Source organism: Phocaeicola sp. GP0067 (assembly GCF_031119655.1).
GTDB classification, from domain to species: Bacteria; Bacteroidota; Bacteroidia; order Bacteroidales; family Bacteroidaceae; genus Phocaeicola; species Phocaeicola vulgatus.
On the sequence record NZ_JAVHZY010000016.1, the window covers coordinates 19,068 to 42,018 of the forward strand.

Annotated in this window: 19 protein-coding genes; 9 read left to right on the forward strand and 10 right to left on the reverse strand. The window is 42.6% G+C overall.

The genetic code is table 11. The features are described 5' to 3' along the window. Positions 1–8: 8 nt before the first annotated feature. On the reverse strand, positions 9–854 hold the full coding sequence (locus RE317_RS12965; RefSeq protein WP_005853691.1) for a DUF3316 domain-containing protein: 846 nt from the start codon (positions 852–854) through the stop codon (positions 9–11). Between the two features lie 3 nt (positions 855–857). After that, on the reverse strand, positions 858–3,551 hold the full coding sequence (locus RE317_RS12970) for a DNA gyrase/topoisomerase IV subunit A (protein ID WP_005843601.1): 2,694 nt from the start codon (positions 3,549–3,551) through the stop codon (positions 858–860). Positions 3,552–3,702: 151 nt separating this feature from the next. Here RE317_RS12970 and RE317_RS12975 point away from each other — a divergent pair, with 151 nt between their 5' ends. Further along, complete coding sequence (locus RE317_RS12975) at positions 3,703–5,244, forward strand: glycine--tRNA ligase (protein ID WP_005843603.1); 1,542 nt, start codon at positions 3,703–3,705, stop codon at positions 5,242–5,244. A 10-nt stretch (positions 5,245–5,254) separates the two neighbouring features. Beyond that, positions 5,255–5,896 carry an FKBP-type peptidyl-prolyl cis-trans isomerase gene (locus RE317_RS12980; protein WP_005843606.1) on the forward strand — a complete coding sequence of 214 codons (642 nt, stop codon included), beginning with the start codon at positions 5,255–5,257 and terminating at the stop codon, positions 5,894–5,896. Between the two features lie 481 nt (positions 5,897–6,377). On the opposite strand, the gene RE317_RS12985 is transcribed toward RE317_RS12980, so the two are convergent. After that, complete coding sequence (locus RE317_RS12985; protein WP_117873298.1) at positions 6,378–7,388, reverse strand: aspartate-semialdehyde dehydrogenase; 1,011 nt, start codon at positions 7,386–7,388, stop codon at positions 6,378–6,380. Positions 7,389–7,553: 165 nt separating this feature from the next. Here RE317_RS12985 and RE317_RS12990 point away from each other — a divergent pair, with 165 nt between their 5' ends. The 3 genes from RE317_RS12990 to RE317_RS13000 are packed head-to-tail and all read left to right on the forward strand — an operon-like array spanning position 7,554 to position 11,072. Continuing rightward, complete coding sequence (locus tag RE317_RS12990) at positions 7,554–9,701, forward strand: cation:proton antiporter (protein WP_005843610.1); 2,148 nt, start codon at positions 7,554–7,556, stop codon at positions 9,699–9,701. After that, positions 9,688–10,410, forward strand: a complete 723-nt coding sequence (locus RE317_RS12995; protein ID WP_005843612.1) for a ThiF family adenylyltransferase — start codon at positions 9,688–9,690, stop codon at positions 10,408–10,410. The genes RE317_RS12990 and RE317_RS12995 overlap by 14 nt, the downstream gene beginning before the upstream one ends. Positions 10,411–10,412: 2 nt before the next feature. Beyond that, positions 10,413–11,072: an ABC transporter ATP-binding protein gene (locus RE317_RS13000; protein ID WP_005843614.1), complete on the forward strand. Its 660-nt coding sequence runs from the start codon at positions 10,413–10,415 to the stop codon at positions 11,070–11,072. Between the two features lie 11 nt (positions 11,073–11,083). Here the strand turns inward: RE317_RS13000 and RE317_RS13005 are convergent, their stop codons facing one another. Together RE317_RS13005 and RE317_RS13010 are read right to left on the reverse strand one after the other, a co-directional pair. Continuing rightward, a complete protein-coding gene (locus tag RE317_RS13005; RefSeq protein WP_005843617.1) occupies positions 11,084–12,037 on the reverse strand; it encodes a FimB/Mfa2 family fimbrial subunit in 954 nt (317 codons plus the stop codon). A gap of 82 nt (positions 12,038–12,119) precedes the next feature. Further along, positions 12,120–13,514 carry an iron-containing alcohol dehydrogenase gene (locus tag RE317_RS13010; protein WP_005843618.1) on the reverse strand — a complete coding sequence of 465 codons (1,395 nt, stop codon included), beginning with the start codon at positions 13,512–13,514 and terminating at the stop codon, positions 12,120–12,122. Positions 13,515–13,590: 76 nt separating this feature from the next. Here RE317_RS13010 and RE317_RS13015 point away from each other — a divergent pair, with 76 nt between their 5' ends. Both RE317_RS13015 and RE317_RS13020 read left to right on the forward strand, forming a co-directional pair. Next, the gene (locus RE317_RS13015; RefSeq protein WP_005843620.1) at positions 13,591–14,424 is read left to right on the forward strand and encodes a S1 RNA-binding domain-containing protein; all 834 of its coding nucleotides are present in this window, start codon (positions 13,591–13,593) and stop codon (positions 14,422–14,424) included. 123 nt (positions 14,425–14,547) lie between these two features. Continuing rightward, positions 14,548–15,501 carry a hypothetical protein gene (locus RE317_RS13020; RefSeq protein ID WP_005843622.1) on the forward strand — a complete coding sequence of 318 codons (954 nt, stop codon included), beginning with the start codon at positions 14,548–14,550 and terminating at the stop codon, positions 15,499–15,501. Positions 15,502–15,658: 157 nt separating this feature from the next. Here RE317_RS13020 and RE317_RS13025 read toward each other — a convergent pair whose 3' ends face one another. The 5 genes from RE317_RS13025 to RE317_RS13045 form a co-directional block, all read right to left on the reverse strand. Further along, a complete protein-coding gene (locus tag RE317_RS13025; protein ID WP_007831490.1) occupies positions 15,659–16,975 on the reverse strand; it encodes a TolC family protein in 1,317 nt (438 codons plus the stop codon). Positions 16,976–16,987: 12 nt separating this feature from the next. After that, on the reverse strand, positions 16,988–18,082 hold the full coding sequence (locus RE317_RS13030; RefSeq protein WP_005843627.1) for an efflux RND transporter periplasmic adaptor subunit: 1,095 nt from the start codon (positions 18,080–18,082) through the stop codon (positions 16,988–16,990). A 73-nt stretch (positions 18,083–18,155) separates the two neighbouring features. Next, complete coding sequence (locus RE317_RS13035; RefSeq protein ID WP_005853705.1) at positions 18,156–19,397, reverse strand: ABC transporter permease; 1,242 nt, start codon at positions 19,395–19,397, stop codon at positions 18,156–18,158. Between the two features lie 4 nt (positions 19,398–19,401). After that, complete coding sequence (locus RE317_RS13040) at positions 19,402–20,658, reverse strand: ABC transporter permease (protein WP_005853707.1); 1,257 nt, start codon at positions 20,656–20,658, stop codon at positions 19,402–19,404. A 9-nt stretch (positions 20,659–20,667) separates the two neighbouring features. Beyond that, positions 20,668–21,387: an ABC transporter ATP-binding protein gene (locus RE317_RS13045; RefSeq protein ID WP_005843634.1), complete on the reverse strand. Its 720-nt coding sequence runs from the start codon at positions 21,385–21,387 to the stop codon at positions 20,668–20,670. A gap of 152 nt (positions 21,388–21,539) precedes the next feature. On the opposite strand from RE317_RS13045, the gene RE317_RS13050 reads away from it, so the two are divergent. Further along, positions 21,540–22,511, forward strand: coding sequence for an ROK family protein (locus tag RE317_RS13050; protein ID WP_005853709.1), 972 nt, complete (start codon positions 21,540–21,542; stop codon positions 22,509–22,511). Further along, positions 22,511–22,900: an L-rhamnose mutarotase gene (locus tag RE317_RS13055; protein ID WP_005843638.1), complete on the forward strand. Its 390-nt coding sequence runs from the start codon at positions 22,511–22,513 to the stop codon at positions 22,898–22,900. The genes RE317_RS13050 and RE317_RS13055 overlap by 1 nt, the downstream gene beginning before the upstream one ends. Positions 22,901–22,951 lie beyond the last annotated feature (51 nt).

Here is a 22,951-nt window from a genome sequence, read left to right on the forward strand (position 1 = left end):
CCTCTATATTAATAAGGGCTGACCCGGCTGGGCATCGCCACTTTGTTCTTACCTTTTAATAAATAAAAGTTTTTCACGAAACCTATCATAAAGGCGTGTGACCATATATGACTTTTCAGATTATTGACTTTCGCCTGCTGGATATCACATAGGTATCCGAAACGCATATTGACCGACCGGATAGGAAAATCCAATGTAACCAGCTGTCGCAAGGAAGGTTGGTTATGCAGGGAAGTGAACAGCACATTCTTGCCGCCATTCTTTAAACTGAATATCTCATAATAAGATTGTCCGTATTCCGGGGAAAACATAATCCCCATGACAGGCAGATTGGCTTGATAACGGGCTATCAGCGGATAGTTACCGATATGAAACCGATAGATGACCATACCCGATGCCGCCAGATTGACATATGCTTTAGCTTGGGCGGGATTATTGGAATTTCGCATGTTATAGATGAACCCGCCGTTCAAGTCCAGCATGGGACCCGCCAGTATCTTCAAGTTTTCTGTCAGCCGGAACTGGTAATGCAGTGCATAATTCCAATTGACCATACCTGCCATTTCATTACTTGTTTCTGCTTTATTCTCTGTCAGGGACAGATTGGCTTGGAACAGACTTTGAACAGACACGTTGCCATTCATCAGTTTGGTCATGCGCATACTTTCACGCAGGATACGAATTTCGGGTCCGGTATATTCCATCGGTGAAAGATAGGTGTCCAATATATTTGTAAAACCGGCACCGTAAAGAGTAGCTCTCATAACGTAGCGGTTTGCTTGTAAGCTGTCTTCCTGCGCCTGCGAAGACAGACCCAAAAACAGGGACAGTAATAACAGGAGAATTTTCTTCATTTTTTAAAACAGTTTCATCTGGCCGGTAATTTCATCAATGATATCTGTTTCACTCTTACCATGATCCGGATCTTCAATTTCGGCAGTTTCTTCGTTTTCATCAGTCCCCTCTTCCGCACCGTCCTCTTCTTTGGAAGGTTCGGGGAAGCGTAAAGGTTCCAGTTCATTTATTTGTTCAATGTTGTAAGTACTGATTCGTTTTCCTTTCGCTTTGAAACTCTTGATTCCGATGAATTCGTCCACATCTATTTCCAATGGATCACGGAAACTGTCATGTCCTCCGAATATGACTTGTATGCGTGGATAAGCCACACAAGTAAGCAATATAGAACGACTTTCCTTATTCTCGCCCAAATAATTGAGACGGCGTGAAGTGGATTCAAAAGTGAATCGTTTCAGATAAGGATATCCCTGGTCGGCATCAAATAAAGCGGCGGACCATACCTTGTTGGCATCGAACTTCTCGATGATGTGGATCCCCGGATCATAATGATTGTTCAAATCGAAGTTACTGGTATAGAATTCTCCATTTTCATGGACTATTAAAATCAATTCGTCACTTTGGAATTCTCCCAGATATTCACCGCGTCCGTCATAGTTCAAGCGGAGTACATCCCGGTCAAACCATACTTTTCTTCCACCCAGGGTAGAGCCGCCACGTTGTTTCAAGGCTATTTTATGTACTTCGTATTTAGACAGGATATTGCCCATGGACTGGCGTCCCTTTATATTGATGTCACTGAAATCTTTTTCATATATGATTTTTTTGATACGCGGATTCGGCTTTAAGGTAATCTTGATAACCTCCGCTTCCCCATTGGGATTGGCTGTAAAGTAAACGATACGTGAGCCGGGCGTACCTTGCGTTACATCATATTCACGGTCGCGGGTGATGGAGGTAATGTTGAATCGTTTGATATAGTGAAACCCTTCTTTTCCATCCCGATAGACCACATTGTATATGGTACGTTTGTCGTTTTTCTTGAAGATATTGACATAGAGAACATTCTTGCCGACAAACATTTTGTCTGTTACACGAACCACTTTGTATTTGCCGTCTTTATAGAAGATAATCACATCGTCAATATCTGAACAGTTGGCTATAAATTCATCTTTTTTCAAGGCGGTGCCGATAAAGCCTTCTTCGCGGTTGATATAGAGTTTTTCGTTAGCTTCCACTACCTTCGCCGCCTCAATGGTATCGAAGTTACGTAACTCTGTACGGCGGGGGTATTGTTTGCCATATTTATCTTTCAACATCTGATACCAGTCAATGGTATATTCTACGATATGTGCCAGATGATTGTTTATTTCTTCAATCTGTTCCTTGATACGGGCTATGTTCTCATCTGCTTTATCCTTGTTGAACTTCAGAATCCGGGCCATCTTGATATCCAATAACTTCAGAATATCCTCTTTGGTCACTTCACGGATAAATTGCGGATAGAAAGGAGTCAGCCGTTCATCAATGAATTCGCAGGCGGCATCTGTATTTTCGGATTGCTCGAACTTTACTTCCTTATAAATCCGTTCTTCGATAAAGATTTTTTCCAATGATGCGAAATGAAGGTTTTCAAGCAATTCTCCTTTGTGTATTTCCAACTCTTGACGAAGCAGGGACAACGTGTTGTCCGTGGCTTTTTTAAGGACGGCACTGACTGTAAGGAAGTGGGGTTTCTTTTCATCAATTACACAGCAATTGGGAGATATGCTTACTTCACAATCAGTAAATGCATAGAGCGCGTCCAAGGTTTTGTCCGAGGATACTCCCGGAGCAAGGTGCACTAGGATTTCCACTTTTTCAGAAGTAAGATCTTCCACTTTCCGGATCTTGATTTTTCCCTTTTCACTGGCTTTGACAATAGAGTCGCATACCCCCGGGACAGTCTTTCCGAAAGGTACTTCGGCTATGGACAATGTTTTGTTGTCTATTTTATTGATTTTAGCACGTACTTTCACCATTCCGCCGCGTTCTCCATCGTTGTAGCGTGATACATCAATAGAGCCTCCTGTCTGGAAATCGGGATAGAGTTTGAATTCCTCACCACGCAAATAGGCAATGGAGGCATCACACAGTTCGTTAAAATTGTGTGGCAGGATTTTGGAAGAAAGGCCCACAGCAATACCTTCTACTCCCTGAGCGAGCAAGAGCGGGAATTTGACAGGTAGGGTGATCGGCTCTTTGTTTCGTCCGTCGTATGATGCTTGCCATTCGGTGGTTTTGGGATTGAAAACCACATCCAATGCGAATTTGGACAGACGTGCTTCGATATAACGGGGGGCAGCGGCACCGTCGCCTGTCAGTATGTTACCCCAGTTTCCCTGACAGTCTATCAACAGATCCTTTTGGCCTAGCTGCACCAACGCATCGCCTATGGAAGCATCGCCGTGCGGGTGAAACTGCATGGTATGTCCTACAATGTTTGCAACTTTGTTATATCGGCCGTCATCCAATCTTTTCATAGAGTGGAGGATACGTCTTTGGACAGGTTTCAAACCATCATTGATGTGCGGTACGGCACGTTCCAGTATTACGTAAGAGGCATAGTCCAAAAACCAGTTCTGATACATTCCGCTCAGCTGGTGCTTCACCCCTGTGTTTTTGGTATCGGCAGGTTTATAGTCCAAGTGTCCGTTCTCCGGCGTGGGGATATTTTCTTCGTTTTGTTCCTCTTTATCAATAAAATCGTCGCTCATATATATTTAAATTCCTTAATGTTCTGATGATATGCACGCAAAAATACGACTTTTATTGAAAAAAATCATTTACTTTGCATATTATTTCGCCCTTATTAAAGGTTGAAAACAGGAAAAAACAACAAAAGTGTAAGAATAAACAGATAAGAAAATGGCACAAGAAGATGTTTTTAAGAAATTAGTATCGCACTGTAAAGAGTATGGTTTTGTATTTCCGTCCAGTGATATCTATGACGGACTGGGCGCTGTATACGATTACGGTCAGATGGGAGTGGAGTTGAAGAATAATATCAAGCAATATTGGTGGCAGAGTATGGTGCTGCTGCACGAGAACATCGTAGGTATTGATTCTGCTATTTTTATGCATCCTACTATTTGGAAGGCTTCCGGACATGTGGACGCATTCAATGATCCTCTGATTGACAACCGCGATTCTAAAAAACGTTATCGTGCCGATGTGCTGATTGAAGACCAGCTTGCCAAATATGACGAGAAGATAAACAAAGAAGTGGCCAAGGCTGCCAAGAGATTCGGTGATGCTTTTGATGAGGCTCAGTTTCGTAGCACCAACGGTCGTGTTCTGGAGCATCAGGCCAAGCGCGACGCTTTACATGAACGGTTCTCAAAAGCTTTGAACGACAATGATTTGGATGAACTTCGTCAGATTATCATTGATGAAGAGATTGTTTGTCCTATTTCGGGAACCAAGAACTGGACTGAAGTACGTCAGTTCAATTTGATGTTCTCTACCGAAATGGGTTCTACTGCCGATGGTGCCATGAAGATTTATCTTCGTCCGGAAACAGCGCAGGGTATTTTTGTCAATTACCTGAATGTACAGAAGACCGGTCGTATGAAGATTCCTTTCGGTATCGCTCAGATTGGTAAGGCTTTCCGCAACGAGATCGTAGCCCGCCAGTTCATTTTCCGTATGCGTGAGTTTGAACAGATGGAGATGCAGTTCTTCGTAAAACCGGGTACTGAGCTGGAGTGGTTCCCCAAATGGAAAGAAACTCGTTTGAAATGGCATAAGGCATTAGGTTTCGGTGATGATCATTACCGTTTCCATGATCACGATAAACTGGCACATTATGCCAATGCAGCTACAGACATTGAATTCCTGATGCCGTTTGGATTCAAGGAAGTGGAAGGTATTCATAGCCGTACGAACTTTGACTTGAGTCAGCACGAGAAGTTCAGTGGCAAGAGCATCAAGTATTTCGATCCGGAATTGAACGAAAGCTATACTCCGTATGTTATTGAAACATCTATCGGTGTGGACCGTATGTTCCTTAGCATTATGAGTGCTGCTTATACAGAAGAGACATTGGAGAATGGTGAAACTCGTGTGGTATTGAAATTGCCTGCTGCTCTGGCTCCGGTGAAACTGGCCGTGATGCCGTTGGTGAAGAAAGACGGCCTGCCCGAGAAGGCGCGTGAGATTATGAATGACTTGAAGTTCCATTTCCACTGCCAGTATGATGAGAAAGACAGCATCGGCAAGCGTTACCGTCGTCAGGATGCCATCGGTACTCCGTATTGTATCACAGTAGACCACCAGACTTTGGAGGATAATTGTGTAACTTTGCGTAATCGTGATACCATGCAGCAGGAGCGTGTAGCTATTTCGGAACTGAACAATATCATTGCCGATAAAGTAAGTATAACAAGTCTGCTGAAGACTTTGCAATAATAAATGTATTATGAATAAAAGTATTCTTTGGCTGATTGGTCTGCTGTTTGTTACTTCCCTGTCCATTGTTTCATGTAGTGAGACGGATGGGACAGAAGATCCATATGCAAACTGGGAAGAGCGTAATCAGCGGTATATTGACTCCATTGCTACAGTGGCGGAAGCCAATCAAGGCAATGGAGAAGGGCAATGGAAAATCATCCGTTCCTATAAACTTCCATCTTTGGGATTGAATGAAACAGGAAAGATCATTGATAATGTTTACTGTAAAATTCAGAAAGTGGGAGATGGTACTGAGAGTCCTATTGCTACGGATACGGTAGCGGTGAATTATCGTGGTCAATTGATTAACGGTACGGTTTTTGACCAAAGTTATCAGGGTGAGCTTGATCCGGAAACTGCCACTCCTAGAAAATTTCTGGTAGGTGCGGTGATAGCAGGGTGGAGTACGGCCTTGATGAAAGGATTTGGTGGTATGAAAGCCGGTGACCAATGGAAGCTTTATATTCCTTATCCATTGGCTTACGGAAAAGATGGTACAGAAGGTATTCCCGGATATTCAACGTTGATATTTGATGTGAATTTGGTTGATATATTCCCGTTGAAGGGTACGGGAAAAAGCATTGATGATACCTTGGATGCTAAAAAATAGCTATCATAGAATATTGGAAAGAAGAGAGTATTGCAGTTTGTTGCAATGCTCTTTTTTTTATGGTGTTTTGATTCATGTCGGTTGGACGAGACGGGGGGGCCTGTCAGGTGAATTGTTTGGGGATTTGCTGAAATGTTTTTGGGAGGTATGGCGTTTTCCTTGGTATGATTAATGGTTCTTTTATGCGCTTGCTACGCGTTCCATTGTCTGTAAGGAATGGTTTAAAGGTTGGGGTAAAACGGCTTAATTATATTATATTAAGAAGAACTCTTGACGGAAACAAGAAGATTGTTTTATCGGGGATATAAATAAAACACTTCGTTTTTTCGGTATCCGCCGAAGTGTTTTTCCTTTCAGCATAATGTTGTGGGATAGTTTGACGGGCGAATAACTGTAAGAAACAATATAATCTTTATCTTGGTCAATTCATTAAACCAATGATTGACGCAAAGATAAAGATTATGACAAATTATTTAATAAATTATTTCACGTTTCCTACTTTGATCAAGTATTCGGCAATCTGAACAGCGTTCAATGCCGCACCTTTCTTAATCTGATCGCCTACAATCCAGAAAGTCAGTCCGTTTTCGTTTGCCAGATCTTTGCGGATACGACCTACGTAAACCGGATCTTTACCTGCCAGGAACAAAGGCATCGGATATTCTTTCTTTTCGGGATTGTCCATCAGTACCAGGCCTTCCCCTTTGGCAAAGGCTTTACGGGCTTCTTCAGGAGAAATGGGGCGTTCAGTTTCTACCCAGATACTTTCCGAGTGAGAACGGAGGGCGGGAACACGTACACACATGGCGCTAACCTGAATGTCGGAGTGCATAATCTTGCGTGTTTCGTTGAACATCTTCATTTCTTCTTTGGTATATCCATTGTCGGTAAATACATCAATCTGGGGAATCAGGTTGAATGCCAACTGGTAAGCGAATTTCTCTACGGTCACGGGCTCGTTAGCCAATACCTGACGATATTGTTCATACAATTCATCCATAGCTGCTGCACCTGCACCGCTGGCAGCTTGATAAGTAGCCACATGCACACGTTTTATGTGTGAAAGATTTTCGATGGCTTTCAGCGCAACTACCATCTGGATAGTTGTACAGTTGGGGTTAGCTATCACGTTACGGGGACGATTCAAAGCATCTTCCGGATTCACTTCGGGCACTACCAAAGGCACGTCGGCATCCATACGGTAAGCGCTGGAGTTGTCAATCAGTACGGCACCATGTTTGGTAATGGTTTCACAAAACTCTTTTGTGGTACCTGCGCCGGCTGATGTGAAAGCGATATCTACACCTTTAAAGTCATCGTTGTGCTGAAGGAGTTTCACTTCAATCTGTTTACCGCGGAATGTGTATTTTCGTCCTGCACTGCGTGAAGAACCGAATAACACTAACTCATCCAACGGGAAGTTCCTTTCATCGAGCACACGCAGGAACTCTTGTCCTACAGCTCCGCTCGCACCAACAATTGCTACTTTCATTTTGTTTTTTGTTTTATAAGATAAAATTTAGTAATACTTTAGAACTATCTCTCAGCATGTAAGTACGTTCTGCGTGCAAAATTAGAACATTTTAGAATATAAATCAGTAAAAAAGAAAGTTTTTTCGTAATTTTGTCGATATTATGGTATAAAACTTAAAAAAAGATGGAACTATTCGACCTTAACATACATTTTCCGGTCACAGATCCTACCTGGATATTCTTCCTGGTACTCATTATCATTCTGTTTGCCCCTATGATTTTGGGGCGTTTACGCATTCCGCATATTATTGGTATGATACTTGCCGGGGTAGTGGTAGGCAAGTATGGCTTTAACATTCTGGAGCGTGACAGCAGTTTTGAATTGTTTGGAAAGGTAGGACTTTACTACATTATGTTTTTGGCCGGTCTTGAGATGGATATGGACGATTTCAAGAAAAACAGGACAAAAGGATTGGTCTTTGGTATGTTTACTTTCCTCATCCCGATGGGGCTGGGCATATGGAGTAGCATGAGTATGCTGAACTATGGATTCCTGACTTCTGTGCTGCTGGCCAGTATGTATGCCAGCCACACCTTGATTGCTTATCCTATTATCAGCCGGTATGGCTTGTCGCGGCAACGGACGGTCAGTATCACTATTGGTGGTACGGCGGTGACTGTGGTGCTGGCTTTGATGGTGCTGGCTGTTATTGGTGGTATGTATAAAGGTGAGGACGTAGGCGGACTGTTTTGGGTGCTGTTGGTTGCCAAGGTGGTTTTGCTGTTCGGACTTATCATATTTTTAATGCCTCGCATCAGCCGGTGGTTTTTCCGTACATATGAGGATGCGGTGATGCAATTTATATTTGTGCTGGCTATGGTGTTCCTGGGCGGAGGCTTGATGGAACTGGTGGGGATGGAAGGTATTTTGGGAGCTTTCCTTGCCGGGCTGGTATTGAATCGTTTTGTTCCTCATGTTTCTCCTTTGATGAACCGGCTGGAGTTTGTGGGTAATGCGCTGTTTATTCCCTATTTCTTGATTGGGGTGGGAATGATTATTGATGTACGTTGCCTTTTTACGGAAGGTGAAGCGCTGAAAGTGGCGGTTGTAATGACCGTAGTGGCGACATTCAGTAAGTGGCTGGCTGCATGGATAACCCAGAAGATATATGGCATGAAAAAAGTGGAGGGCAGCCTGATATTCGGATTAAGCAATGCACAGGCTGCTGCGACTTTGGCCGCTGTGTTGATAGGTCACGGTATTATTATGGAAAATGGAGAGCGGTTGTTGAATGATGATGTTTTGAATGGTACGGTGGTCATGATTTTGTTCACTTGTATTATAAGTTCTGTTGTGACAGAGCGTGCCGCACGCAAAATGGTGACCCAGGAAAATCTGATGGAGGGCAGCGAAGGTAAGGAACAGGAACGCATCTTGATTCCGGTAGCTAATCCTGAAACCATAGAAGGATTGGTAGGCATGGCTTTGATGATGAGACATCCTAAACAAAAAGAGTCATTGGTGGCACTGAGTGTGATCAATGATAATAATACTTCAGAAACCAAGGAACTCATAGGCAAGCGTAACTTGGAGCGTACGGCGATGATTGCTGCTGCTGCCGATGCGTCTGTAAAGACTGTGTTGCGTTATGATTTGAATATTGCGCAAGGTATTATTCATACGCAGAAAGAATATGCGGTAACGGATATTGTAATAGGTTTGCATCGTAAGACGAATTTGATGGATTCTTTCTTTGGTACAATGACGGAAAACTTGTTGAAGGGCACGAACCGCCAGATTATGATCGCTAAATTATTGATGCCTGTCAATACGTTGCGCCGGATTGTGGTGGCGGTTCCCGATAAGGCGGAATATGAAAAAGGTTTCTTGAAATGGATGACACAGCTCTGCCGTATGGGTAAACAATTGGGATGCCGCGTGCATTTCTTTGCAACGGAAGATACATTGAAGCATTTGCGTGCCCTGACAGAAAAACAGGAGGCGAATACTTTTACGGAGTTTTCTTTATTGGAAGAGTGGGATGATCTGCTTTTATTGACCGGACAGGTGAATTATGACCATCTGTTTGTGGTTGTGTCTTCGCGTAAAGGTTCCATCTCTTATCAGACTTCTTTTGAACGTCTGCCGTCACAAATCAGCAAGTACTTTGCCAATAACAGTTTGTTGATTGTGTATCCGGATCAGTTAGGGGACGATCCGCAAGAGATTGTTTCGTTTTCTGACCCTCGCGGGCAATCGGAAACACGAGTATATGATAATGTAGGAAAATGGTTCTACAAATGGTTTAAGAAAGGTGATGAACGAAATTAATATAGAGTGGCAGCAACGTACGGAGTTGTTGCTGGGAAAAGATAAGATGAAACGCCTGCGTCACGCTCATGTGCTGGTGGTAGGTTTAGGTGGAGTTGGGGCGTATGCTGCCGAGATGATTTGTCGTGCAGGAGTAGGCCGTATGACAATAGTGGATGCAGACATTGTGCAGCCCAGTAATATTAATCGTCAGCTTCCGGCCCTTCACTCTGCTGTGGGACGTCCCAAAGCGGAAATTTTGGCGGAACGTTTCCGTGATATTAATCCCGATTTGGAATTGACTGTATTGGTGGAGTATCTGAAAGATGAGCGTATTCCGGAATTGCTGGACAGTGCAAAATTTGATTTTGTGGTGGATGCCATTGATACGGTAGCTCCTAAATGTTACCTTATATATAATGTGCTTCAACGCCGTCTGCCCATTGTGAGTAGTATGGGGGCCGGTGCTAAATGGGATATTACTCAGGTTCGTTTTGCCGATTTATGGGATACTTACCATTGCGGATTAAGCAAAGCCGTGCGGAAGCGTTTGCAGAAAATGGGGATGAAACGAAAACTTCCGGTTGTATTTAGTACAGAGCAGGCCGATCAGGATGCGGTGATATTGGTAGATGATGAGAAAAATAAGAAATCTACTGCCGGAACCGTGAGTTATATGCCGGCAGTCTTTGGCTGTTATCTGGCGGAGTATGTGATAAGAAGAATTTGATTATGATAGAATTACAGGGAATAACGAAGAGTTTCGGGACATTGCAGGTACTGAAAGGTATTGACTTGATGATAGAAAAAGGAGAAGTGGTAAGTATTGTGGGGCCCAGCGGTGCGGGGAAAACTACATTATTGCAGATTATGGGAACGCTGGATAAGGCGGATACGGGTACTATTTTACTGAATGGTACAGAAGTGAGTTGTTTGAAGGAAAAAGAGTTGTCGGCTTTTCGTAACCGGCAGATTGGCTTTGTGTTCCAGTTCCACCAGTTACTTCCTGAGTTTACAGCTTTAGAGAATGTGATGATGCCTGCGTTGATAGCAGGTACATCTTCTTCCGAAGCTATGCGGAAAGCCAAAGAAACGCTAGCTTTTTTGGGCTTGTCCGAACGTGCTTCGCACAAACCGGCTGAATTGTCGGGAGGGGAGAAGCAACGGGTGGCGGTAGCGCGTGCATTAATAAACAACCCGGCGGTTATCCTTGCGGATGAGCCGTCGGGCAGTCTGGATACTCGCAATAAAGAGGAACTTCATCAGTTGTTCTTTGATTTACGTGATAAGTTAGGTCAAACTTTTGTTATTGTTACTCATGATGAAAATCTGGCTCGTTTGACAGACCGTACTATTCACATGGTAGATGGCAGGATCTCTTTGAAAATTTAATAGAATAAAGATCAGTTTAATGATATGTGAATACTGTCATGCTGTTCTTTCCATTTGTCTATCTGGAATTCTCCGGTATCTCCCTCTTCCAGTAGTACACCGTCCATACTCAGGTTGACTGTTGTTCTTGTCCCGGCATTAAGTTGTGTAGTTAGTTTTTGTTGGTAATGCTTTATTGTTCCGTTACTTAACTGTACAAAGATTTGAAACATAGGATTAGGCTGAGAGGGGAACACCGATACAAAATTATTGTTGAATTCTGTACGGTTAGTGCTGGGTTTCAACCCGAAGCTGATTGTTTTGAAAGTGCCTTCGGGCCGGGCTGAAAAATAATTCAGGTTGCTATGGATATTACTGATGTATATCCACATTGAATCAATGGCATCACTGAAAGCATCACCGTTTGTTTCAGACACTATGACGCTTAAGGCTGCTGAAGCATGTTTAAGATGTGCTTGCAGGTCATCTTTCCCTATATTTATATTTTGTGTTCCGTATACAAGGCTATGTATCGGGTAGTATACCGTATCTCCCGGTATTTTCCTTAATCCTAAACTGGTTGTATTCAGTTTTTTGCCTATAATTAGCGTGGGATCTGCCAGATAGGCATCACCTGCTGTACCAAAGTAATCGGGATATCCCCAATATATCACATTGTATGTACCTACAGGAAGCCTTAAAGGATATTTTTGGGATTTTCCTATTCCATTCGTGATTAAGTAATATGCTGGAAAAGGAACTTGTTTTCCCTTGGCTGTATAATTGCCTATATAAAAACTTCCATTCGTTTCACAAGGTAGTACTTCTAATGGACCATTGTAAGGATCTGTGCTACTTTGGCTCAGAGTGGCATATAGTGCCGGAGATACCAGATCTTCTGGTTGGGGAGTGACAATGTCACAATCCTCGTTTTTACCGCACGAAGCTAGCAGTGCCAGTAAAGGTAAAAATAAAAACTTTCTCATGTACATCTTTAGTTTAGGTTTGAATACTCCCTATAACAAGATATGGATGAGAAAGTTTGAATGGTATAGGAGAAAGTTATGCTTATACTTTCTCGGGAAAACTGGCTTTCAGGATCTCAAATGCCCGGACATAATCTTTTTCGAAGACTAGAACCTTTATTTCCATTCCCGGAATATAAGCCAAAACTTGGGCTGTATATTCTCCCTGCAACATGGATTCTATACCTTCATTTTTTAGAAGATCCTGTAACATGTGTGCGCGGACATCACTTTTGAAAGAAGTAAGAATAACTGTTTTCATACTCGTTCCTTCTGTATCAGTTGTTTCTTTTTTCGATTTACAGTTTTGCAGAATCCGGCGTGCCACTTCTCCCGTTACATCACCGTCCTCTCCGTATGCTGCGCCTCTCTCATTGAACCGGCGTACTATTTCTTCAATGGTATCATCGCCTATTCCTGCTTCATCCAAGCGAGTCTTAAGTCCTAAATTTCTAAAGAATTCTTCAGTTTTTTCTATGGTTAGCGATACCCGTACACTGGGAACTCCTGAAGTAACCCCCCAGATACGTTCGCCATATTGTAGTATTTTGTCACGTTTTTTATCGGCGAGTGTCCGTAGAGTTCCGGGAAATACGATTGCCAGGGTCTGGCCGTGTGTCATGCCATGTAGTGCGGTCAGCTCATGCCCTATCATGTGGGTGGCCCAGTCTTCGGATACTCCCATAGCAATAAAACCGTTCAAAGCCATAGTGGCGGACATCATAAATTCACTCATCAAGTGATAGTCCTGTTTGTTTTCTTTGATTTGCGGAGCGATTTGTACCAATGTACGAAGGATGCTTTCGCTCCAGCGGTCCATTAGATAAGATTCGTTTGTTTTGGTCATGTATTGTTCCATGACGTGTACAAAAGTGTCTGCCAGTCCGCAAGCTATCTGATAGTCGGGCAGTGAGAAAGTTACTGTCGGATCTAGGATAGAAAATACAGGATGGGAGGAGAAAAATGGATATTTTTCATGAGTTTCACGGCATGAAATTACAGCTCCGTTATTCATTTCTGAACCTGTGGCGGGAATGGTTAGCACAGTTCCTAAAGGAATCGTGTTTTGTGCACTGCCTTTTTTAACCAGTTCCCAGGCATCTCCGTTGTAGGGAATACCAGCGGAAATCAACTTGGTGCCGTCTATAACTGAGCCGCCACCTACTGCCAGCAGGAAGTCAATGTTTTTTTCTTTGCCTGATTCTATCGCCTTTTTCAAGGTAGATATATCGGGATTTGATTCTATTCCCCAAAACTCCGTGTAATCACGTCCTTCAAGGGCTTGGATTACTTGTTCATAGACTCCATTGGTTTTTACACTGCCACCTCCGAAAGTGATCATGATTCTCTTGTCGGCCGGTATCTGTTGGGACAATTGGGCAATCATGCCTTTGCCAAAGATGAGGCGTGTAGGATTGTGAAAGATAAAATTATCCATAACTAATTGGGGTTTTCTTGGTTAATACTGAGTAAAGATAATGCTTTTTTCCTATCTTTGAGAAAAAATTTAGCTAATGAACGTAAAACTGGGAAAATACAACCAGCTGGAGGTTGTAAAAGAAGTAGATTTTGGTGTTTATTTAGATGGAGGCGATGACGGAGAGATTTTATTGCCTACGCGTTATGTACCCGAAGGCTGTAAGCCTGGCGACGTGCTGAATGTCTTTCTTTATCTTGACAATGAGGAAAGGCTGATAGCTACCACTTTGCAGCCGTTGGTGCAGGTGGACGAGTTTGCCTGTTTGGAAGTGGCATGGATTAATGAGTTTGGTGCGTTTTTGAATTGGGGATTGATGAAAGACCTTTTTGTACCTTTCCGTGAACAAAAGATGAAAATGCAGAAAGGGAGAAAGTATATAATACACGCACATATAGACGAAGATAGTTACCGCATTATGGCATCTGCTAAAGTGGAGCATTATCTTTCTAAAGAACATCCCGACTATCGGCTGGGACAGGAAGTGGATATCCTGATATGGCAGAAAACAGATTTGGGATTTAAGGCTATTGTGGAAAATAAGTTCAGTGGTTTGCTTTACGATAATGAGATTTTCCAACCTTTAGAAACCGGTATGAGGCTGAAGGCTTATGTAAAGCAGGTGCGTGAGGATGGTAAGATCGATTTGGTTCTGCAAAAGTTGGGCGCAAAGAAGGTGGATGATTTTTCGGAAGTGTTATTACAATATATTAAAGATCATGAAGGCTTCACTCCATTGAATGATAAAAGTGCTGCTGAGGATATCTATGATGCTTTTGGTGTCAGTAAGAAAACTTTCAAGAAAGCGGTGGGGGATTTATATAAAAAACGCCTGGTTGTTTTGGAAGCTGAGGGGATACGCCTCACTTAGTGGAGCTTTTCCCTACCGGATATAGGAAAAGCCCTATGAACTTATGGGGAAAATCAATTGTGGGGGAAAGCGATTTCCCCTATTTTTGTGCCATAGAACTAACAAACTAAAAACGGAACAGCTATGAAAAGATGGACTACATTACTGATAGTGATTTGTATGCTAGGTATAACTATTCCCGCAATGGGGGCCATGAGTATCAGCAAAATGAGACAGAACACTCGTTTCCTTACCGACCGTATGGCATATGAACTGAAACTCACTCCGCGGCAATACAATGATGTATATGAGGTGAATTATGATTTTATCAATAATGTCCGTTATCTGATGGATGATGTGGTAAGAGGCTATGATTATGCGTTGGAACGTTACTATGATTTTCTGGATGTGCGTAATGATGATCTTCGTTGGATACTTTCCAGTGCGCAATATCGTCGTTTTATGAGGGCTGAGCATTTCTACCGTCCCATTTATGCGCATGAGAACAAATGGCATTTCCGTATTTATCTGGTATATAATAATGTGAATTTTTTCTACTATGGCAAACCGCATCATTATGCTAGTTATTGCGGAGGGCATTATCGTACTCATTTCAATAATGTCAGTTATTATAAGACCCATTATCGTGACCATTACCGCCATGATGTGTACGATGGCCATTATCGTATCCGCCATGACAGAATGACGTATGATATGCACCGTCGTCGTGATTTCAATATAGCTGTTCGTCCTCCACAAAAGGAGCATCATCGCCCGGCCACTCCTCCTCAGACTCGTCCAAACAGACCTCAAATCCATCCTGACAGGCCGTCGGGTGATCATCGTCGTCCGTCTGTTCCACAGGCAAGGCCGGACAGACCGAAGAAGGATCAGAATAACAAGCATGATGGGCGCCCTTCACGACGTGGACAGAACTCACAGGTTGATAAAGACCGTCATGAAAATAGGCGTATTACTCCATCCGGCAGGGATGTGAGAAGAGGAAATGGTAAGAAAGAGAAAGATTCGGACCGTTCAGGAGGAAGCAATAAAAGTAATTCTAAGGAAAGAACAGCAGTGCGTATGCGTACGGTATAGTATGATTTGAAAAACAACGAAAACCGACGTAAATAAGAGTCCGAAACACAATGAATTGTCCGGAATTGTAAAGGTCGTTTTTATGATGATTCACCACAGGTCAACGCAGAATCTGATTATGAATAGACTGTGAAAATCTGTGGTGAATCTTAATAATTTATTCCAAAGTAAGAGGAACTCCTTTGTAGAAATCCAGAATCTTGGTACGGAACAGATAGTCATATTTTGCTTGAAGCATATCCGAAACGGCTTTCATCCAATTGGTACGTGCCTCATTGTATTCAGTAGCGTTGGCTTTACCATTGGCATATTTTTCGCTCATCAGACGGAAGGAAGCTTCAGAAGCATCCGTAGCTGTATTACTGCTTTTGTATTTGCTTTCGGCAGCTACTGCATTATAGTATGCTTGCTGTATTTCTTTGAAAAGAGCCTTTTTGCTTTCTTCCAACTTCCATGATAAAGCAGTGCGCTGGATGCGTGCGTTCTTTACTTTATTTCGTGTGTCAAAACGGTTGAACAACGGAATGCTGAGTGAGAATTGCAGGTATTTATTAAAATTTTGATGCCACTGGCTGCTGAATGAAGCATTTTCTACTCCTGAGATATTATAGTAGTTTGTTCCTATACCTGCACTGAAGTTTAATTGCGGATACCAGGAACTTTGGGCAATACGGATATTTTTGGCCGCACCTTCCAGACGAAATTGGGCTGCTTTAATACTTGGTTTGTTCAGAACAGCTTGTGCATAGATATCTTCGGGAAGTGAAAGCAGAGTAAAATCATCCTCTACACGGGGAGATACTACTCCAAATCCGTCAGGAGTAGGAAGTTCCAACAGCTGGCTCAGTTCTAACAAGGCTAACTGATAGTTATTGTCAGCCTGTACTGCTGACATTTCGTCTTGTGCGACGCGTGCGCGGGCTTCATAGACTTCGGCTTCAGATGCTTTCCCATTTTTGAAATAGGCTTCTTTCAATTCCAGCTGTTCCCGGCTTAACTCTACTTGGTTGTGAGCTACTTTTGCCAATTCTTCATTAAAAAGAATTTGTAGATAGGCAGAGGTGACAGAAATGCTGATATCTTCTTTGGCCTTGTTCAAGTCTTCTGTAGCTGCTTTCAGGTTCAGTTTGCTGAGAGCGATGTTGTTCGGTATCCGCAATCCTGTAAATAAAGGAATACTGGTACTGAGTGAGAAGTTGGTGTTTTTGGTATTACGGTCGCCGTACGTATTGTCTGCCTGCAAGGCACGGCCGAAGTTAAATGACTGGCCCACATTACCGTTCAGATTAGGCAGCCGGCTGTATTTAGCAGTATTCAAATCCACTGCATTCTGATCTCTTGCAGCTTCCTGTTGCTTGATACTCAGGTTGTGTTCTATAGCATAATCAATGCATTTACGTAAATCCCATTTTTCTTGGGAAACGACCGGTAATGCAGTCAGGGTGGCCAAGGCTATAATGATTTGTTTTTTCATAATGATATTCTGTTATTTCTTTTCTGCTCCGCGTACTTTTTCATTGACATTCAGACCGTTCTTTATTTCAATCTGGATACCGTCACTCATACCTGTAATAACGGCACGACGGCTGAATTTCTGTGAAGGTACACTATCTGTCAATACGTATATAAAAGTAGAGTCGTTTTTAAACTCAACAGTACTTTCGGGTACTGCCAGTACCTTGCTGGCACGTGCCAGAACGATTTCCGCATTTGCGCTATATCCGGAACGGATGGTAATACTGTCGGGGACTGTGATGGCTGCTTTGATCTCAAATTGGTTGGCACCATTTTCTTCTACACCTTTAGGAGAGATATATTCTAGTTGTGCATCAAATTCCATGTTTTGTAAGGCTCCTAAAGTTATTTTTACCGGCATGCCTTCGTGTATGCGTCCTACTTCCGTTTCATCAATATTGCCTCGGAAAATCAGATCATTCATGTTGGCTACGGTGGCGATAGTGGTTCCGTCATTGAATGTGTTGCTCATTATGACGGAGTTACCGGCTTTTACGGGCACATCCAAAATCAATCCGTCAATAGTAGATCGGATAAGGGTACTACTGAATGAAGCCTTGTTTTTAGTGATACCTTCTTTGACTATTTCCAGGTTATCTTTGGCTGTTTGTAATTCTTCACGTGCCTGTTTTACGGCTACTTCACTCTTTTCGTATTCTTCACTGCTGATAAGTTTGCTTTCGAACAGTTTTTTCATACGGGCAAAGTCCGTTTCTCCTTGTCTGGCATTGATTTCTGCCAGTCTTACACGGCTTTCTGCCGAGTTTAGTTGTCCCAGTTCGGGGATCACCTTTACTTTGGCAATCACTTCTCCTTTCTTTATTTTTTGTCCGGCTTCCTTATATACCTCGTCAATGATACCTGAAATCTGCGGCTTAATCAGAATCTCGTCACGCGGTTCTATTTTTCCGGTAGCTACAGTGGTCTTTTTCAGATCGGTGATTTCTGCGTTTAATATAGTATACACGCTGGCTTTGGGTTGTGATTTTTGATAGAGAAATACAAATGTTCCGATGAATATCAGTGCAACGATGACTAATAGTGCAATTTTTACATACTTTTTCATATCTGTTTGTTTTATTATTTTTTTATTCTTGTTTGTTCTTGCATGGAAACTTTATCCGTTACGTCGGACGGCTTTATTCGTCTCTTATAGCCTCAATGGGTTTGATGGCCATAGCGCGATAAGCCGGTGCCAATCCGGCCAGCATACCTAGGACCATCAATAAGATGCAGGCCCCGACGGCCATCCAGAAGCTGATTTGGAAATGAGCCTCTGTACCCGAAGCTGCCGTTCCTATTTCCAGCCCTTGTAAGATCAAGACTCCGAAACTAATTCCCATCAACCCTGCAAAAGTTGTCAATACCATGCTTTCAGAAAGAATTTGGTTTAGAATATCTTTAGGGCGTGCGCCAATGGCTCGGCGGATGCCGATTTCGGTTGTACGTTCTTTCACGGTAACCATCATAATATTGCTTACTCCGATAGCTCCTGCCAGCAATGTTCCCAAACCTACCATCCATGCCAAAATTTTGATTCCTGTGAACAGATTGTCAATCATGCTGAACATTGCTTCTGCATTGACCATGATCACCGCTTGTTTGTCGTCCGGGTGGATATAGTGCGCTTTCTTGATTACTTGTTCTATTTTGTCGGCTATACTGGTAACGGTCACACCCGGTTTTACGGTAATACAGACTAAATCAATGCGCTTTCCAAAATTGTATGCTTTTTGCATGGTAGTAAATGGAAGAGTTACACTATCCTCTGTTCCTGCATTGATATTCATGTTACTGGTTGATAAGCTAACACCTACAATCTGATAGTAAATACCATCCACACGCAAATATTGTCCGCATGGGTTTCCTCCTTGGGGAAACAGTTCGTCGTATACTCGTTTTCCTATGGTGCATACTTTCCGGCTTTCCAGTATGTCTACGTCATTGATAAAGCGCCCCATTGTAATATTTTGAGCTTCTATCTTTTCATAATCAGGCTGTAACCCTCTGACGGCACAGGAGCTTTTCTTGTCTCCGAAAATAGCAGTAGAGCCCCATCGGCTGATATTGGGAGTGATAACTTCTACCTCCGGTACGGCTTGGCGGATACGTTCCACATCGTTAAATTCCATATCCCAATAACGTCCTTTTCTAAATCCTTTATAGGCTTCACTGGTTTTATTACTTCCGAAAAAAACGGAATTGGTGGCGAATCCTTTAAAGTTGGCCGACATCATATCTTGTAGTCCCTGGCCACCCCCCATAAGGGCAACCAGCATGAATATGCCCCAAAAAACACCAAAAGCGGTCAATAGGCTACGTGTCTTGTTTCTGGTAATGGTGATGAATATTTCTTCCCACCTGTCTAAATCTATTCTCATAATTTTAATCTGCTCTAAGTGCTTCGATTGGTCGGATCATGACGGCCTTGCGGGCAGGAAAGAAACCTGCCAGTGTACCGGCTATCACCAATGTCATGGTTGCTTGTATGGCTATACTGATATCTACTGTGGGATTGAGGAAAACTGTTTCGGTGAAAACGCCTGCGTCTACAGTTTGGTTTCCTGCCACTGTGTTCATGTATTCCGTGGCAGCAATGCCTGCCACCATTCCTATATACCCGAAAAAGGTGGTAATTGTTACGCTTTCGGCTATAATTAGCCATAAGATAGATATAGGTTTGGCACCCAACGCTTTGCGGATACCAAATTCACGGGTCCGTTCTTTTACTGTGATCAGCATGATATTACTTACACCTACGATGCCACTCAGCAAAGTGAATATGCCTATTACCCAAATGGCTATAGTCAGAATGCGCATACCTTTTTCTTGTTGCAGGAATTGGGTGAAACGGTTCCACATCCAGATAGCGCCTTTGTCATCAGCTGTAAACCGGTGGTGTACGCCGATAGCTTTGCGGTACTCCTTTTCAAAGATTTCATTTTTTTCTTCTGTATCGAGTCCTTGTGTCATAAATATCAAATTGTTCAGCTTGTCACCTTTATTATATATGAGTTGTAAGGTGGTGAATGGGATGAAGGCGTTAGGTTGGAAACTTCCCTTGTCGGTAAAAAGGCCTACCACTTGATATACTACTCCATTGGCGTTGACAAATTTTCCGATAGCTTTGTCTGCGTCTTTTTTAAAGAGCATTTCTGCGGTTTTTGTATGAAGAATGATTACTTTTCGCCGTTGACGGATATCGATGTCATTGATAAATCGCCCCCCTGCAGGTTTTACTCTTTCTACATCCTTATGATTAGGGTATACTCCTTCCAATGTGGTGGATACATAGTCTTGTCCATATGTTAAAGTCACATTACTCTGACGTACGGTAGCTCCTACACTGATGACATTTTTGGGAAAATCGGTTTCGGTTATCCGATAGTCTTTATTGTCCAGTTCAATGCGGCGTCCTTCTTTTAATCCGTCGTATGCTTTGGAAGTCCAGCCGGGAAATACTTTGATGGAATTCATAGCCATATCTGCAGATGAGCTTTCGAAAGCATGGATTAGTCCGTTGCCTGCCCCCAGCAGTACGATCAGCATGAAGATACCCCAAGCTACGGCAAAGCCGGTGAGGAACGTGCGTAATTTATTGCGCTTTATTGTTCCGAATATTTCTTGAATAAGATCAATCATGTGTGTCAGTTATTTCATGAATCCGTTCTTGCCGAAAGGAGAGGCATTATGGTCTATGTTTTCTTCAATCCGTTCAATCAGTCCGTCCTTGATATGGATGATTTTGTCCGTTTGGTTCGCTACTCCACTTTCATGAGTGACGACAACAATTGTCAGCCCCTCGTTTTTATGCAGTTCTTTCAGAATATTCATCACTTCCACGGATGTTTTGCTGTCCAGGGCTCCGGTAGGTTCATCGGCGAGGATGATTTGCGGTTTGGATATCAAGGCACGTGCTATGGCTACACGTTGTTTTTGTCCGCCGGACAATTCATTGGGCATATGATGCGCCCATTCTTTAAGACCTAGTTTGTCAAGGTATTCTAATGCCATTTGATTCCTTTTTTTTCGGCTCACTCCCTGATAGAAGAGGGGAAGAGCTACATTTTCTACCGCATTTTTAAAAGAAATCAGGTTGAAAGACTGAAAGATGAATCCTATCATCCGGTTTCTGTATTCGGCAGAGCGGGTTTCACTCAGATTCTTGATTAATACATCGTTCAAATAATATTCTCCCGAATCGTAATTGTCCAAGATGCCTAAAATATTCAATAAAGTGGACTTTCCGGAACCTGAAGCCCCCATAATGGAAACAAACTCACCTCGTTCTATGTCGAGGTTGATACCTTTCAAAACATGTAGCGGAGCTCCGTTATGATAGGTTTTGTTGATATTCTCTAAATGTATCATTACCGATGAATTTAACTTGTGTTTGTCTGGTTAGACGTGCCGAAGATACAAAAAGTTGCAATGCTATATGAAATAATTGAAAAAAAATTTGCTCTCTTTTTTCTCATTGTGTACATTTGCTCAAAATAACTAACCCTAAATAATAATATATCATGGTAACAGGCATGGAAAAACCCTACGTAGTAGGTATGGACATTGGCGGAACTAATACAGTTTTTGGCATCGTAGATTCGCGTGGTAACGTATTGGCTACCGATTCAGTTAAGACACAATCATTTTCTAAGATAGAGGATTATGTAGAGGCTGTCAGTTCAAAATTGCGTCCGTTGATTGAATCGTTCGGTGGCGTAGAAAAAATTAAAGGTATGGGTGTAGGTGCTCCTAATGGAAACTACTATAACGGAACCATTGAATTTGCTCCGAATCTTCCTTGGAAAGGGGTGATTCCCTTGGCTGCTTTGTTTGAAGAAGCAATAGGTGTTCCTACTGCCTTGACAAATGATGCTAATGCTGCCGCCATCGGTGAAATGACTTATGGTGCGGCTCGTGGCATGAAAGACTTTATTATGATTACTCTTGGAACCGGTGTTGGTAGTGGTATCGTAATAAATGGACAACTGGTTTACGGACACGATGGTTTTGCCGGAGAATTGGGACATGTGATAGTTCGTCGTGACGGACGTCAGTGTGGTTGTGGTCGTAAGGGCTGTTTGGAAACTTATTGTTCGGCTACAGGTGTGGCACGCACGGCACGTGAATTTCTGGTTGCCCGTCCCGAACCTAGTTTGTTAAGAGATATCCCGGCTGAAGATATTGTATCTAAAGATGTTTTTGACGCGGCTGTAAGAGGGGATAAATTAGCACAAGATATCTTTGAATATACAGGACGTATTTTGGGTGAGGCTTTGGCGGATTTCATTGCTTTCTCCAGCCCGGAAGCGATTATCCTGTTTGGTGGATTGGCAAAATCAGGTGATTATATCATGAAGCCGATCCGTAAAGCTATAGATGATAATATCTTGAAGATTTACGAAGGTAAGACTAAATTGTTGATTTCTGAATTGAAGGATGCTGATGCCGCCGTGTTGGGAGCTAGTGCATTAGGCTGGGAAGTAAGAGAATAATGGAAAACAAAAAGCAAGGATATAAAGTTCGGAAATATCAGGGACCGGTAAAACGTTATTGCCAGATGTTGAATCTGAAAAACGATGCGGCCTTGATAGCCGAGTATAGAAAGCGTCATTCGGAAGGCAAGGTTTGGCCGGAAACATTGGCAGCTATTCGTGAAGTCGGTATTTTGGAAATGGAAATTTATATCCTGGGAACTAATTTGTTTATGATAGTGGAAACTCCTCTCGATTTTGATTGGGATACGGCCATGGCCAGAATGGCTACGTTGCCTCGTCAGGCAGAATGGGAAGAGTATATGTCTGTCTTTCAACAGGCAGAGCCGGGAGCGTCTTCGGCTGAAAAATGGCAGTTGATGGATAGAATGTTTTATCTTTATGAATAAACTTTCATTCTAGATAATAATAAGAAAAGGATATGATAAAAATCATATCCT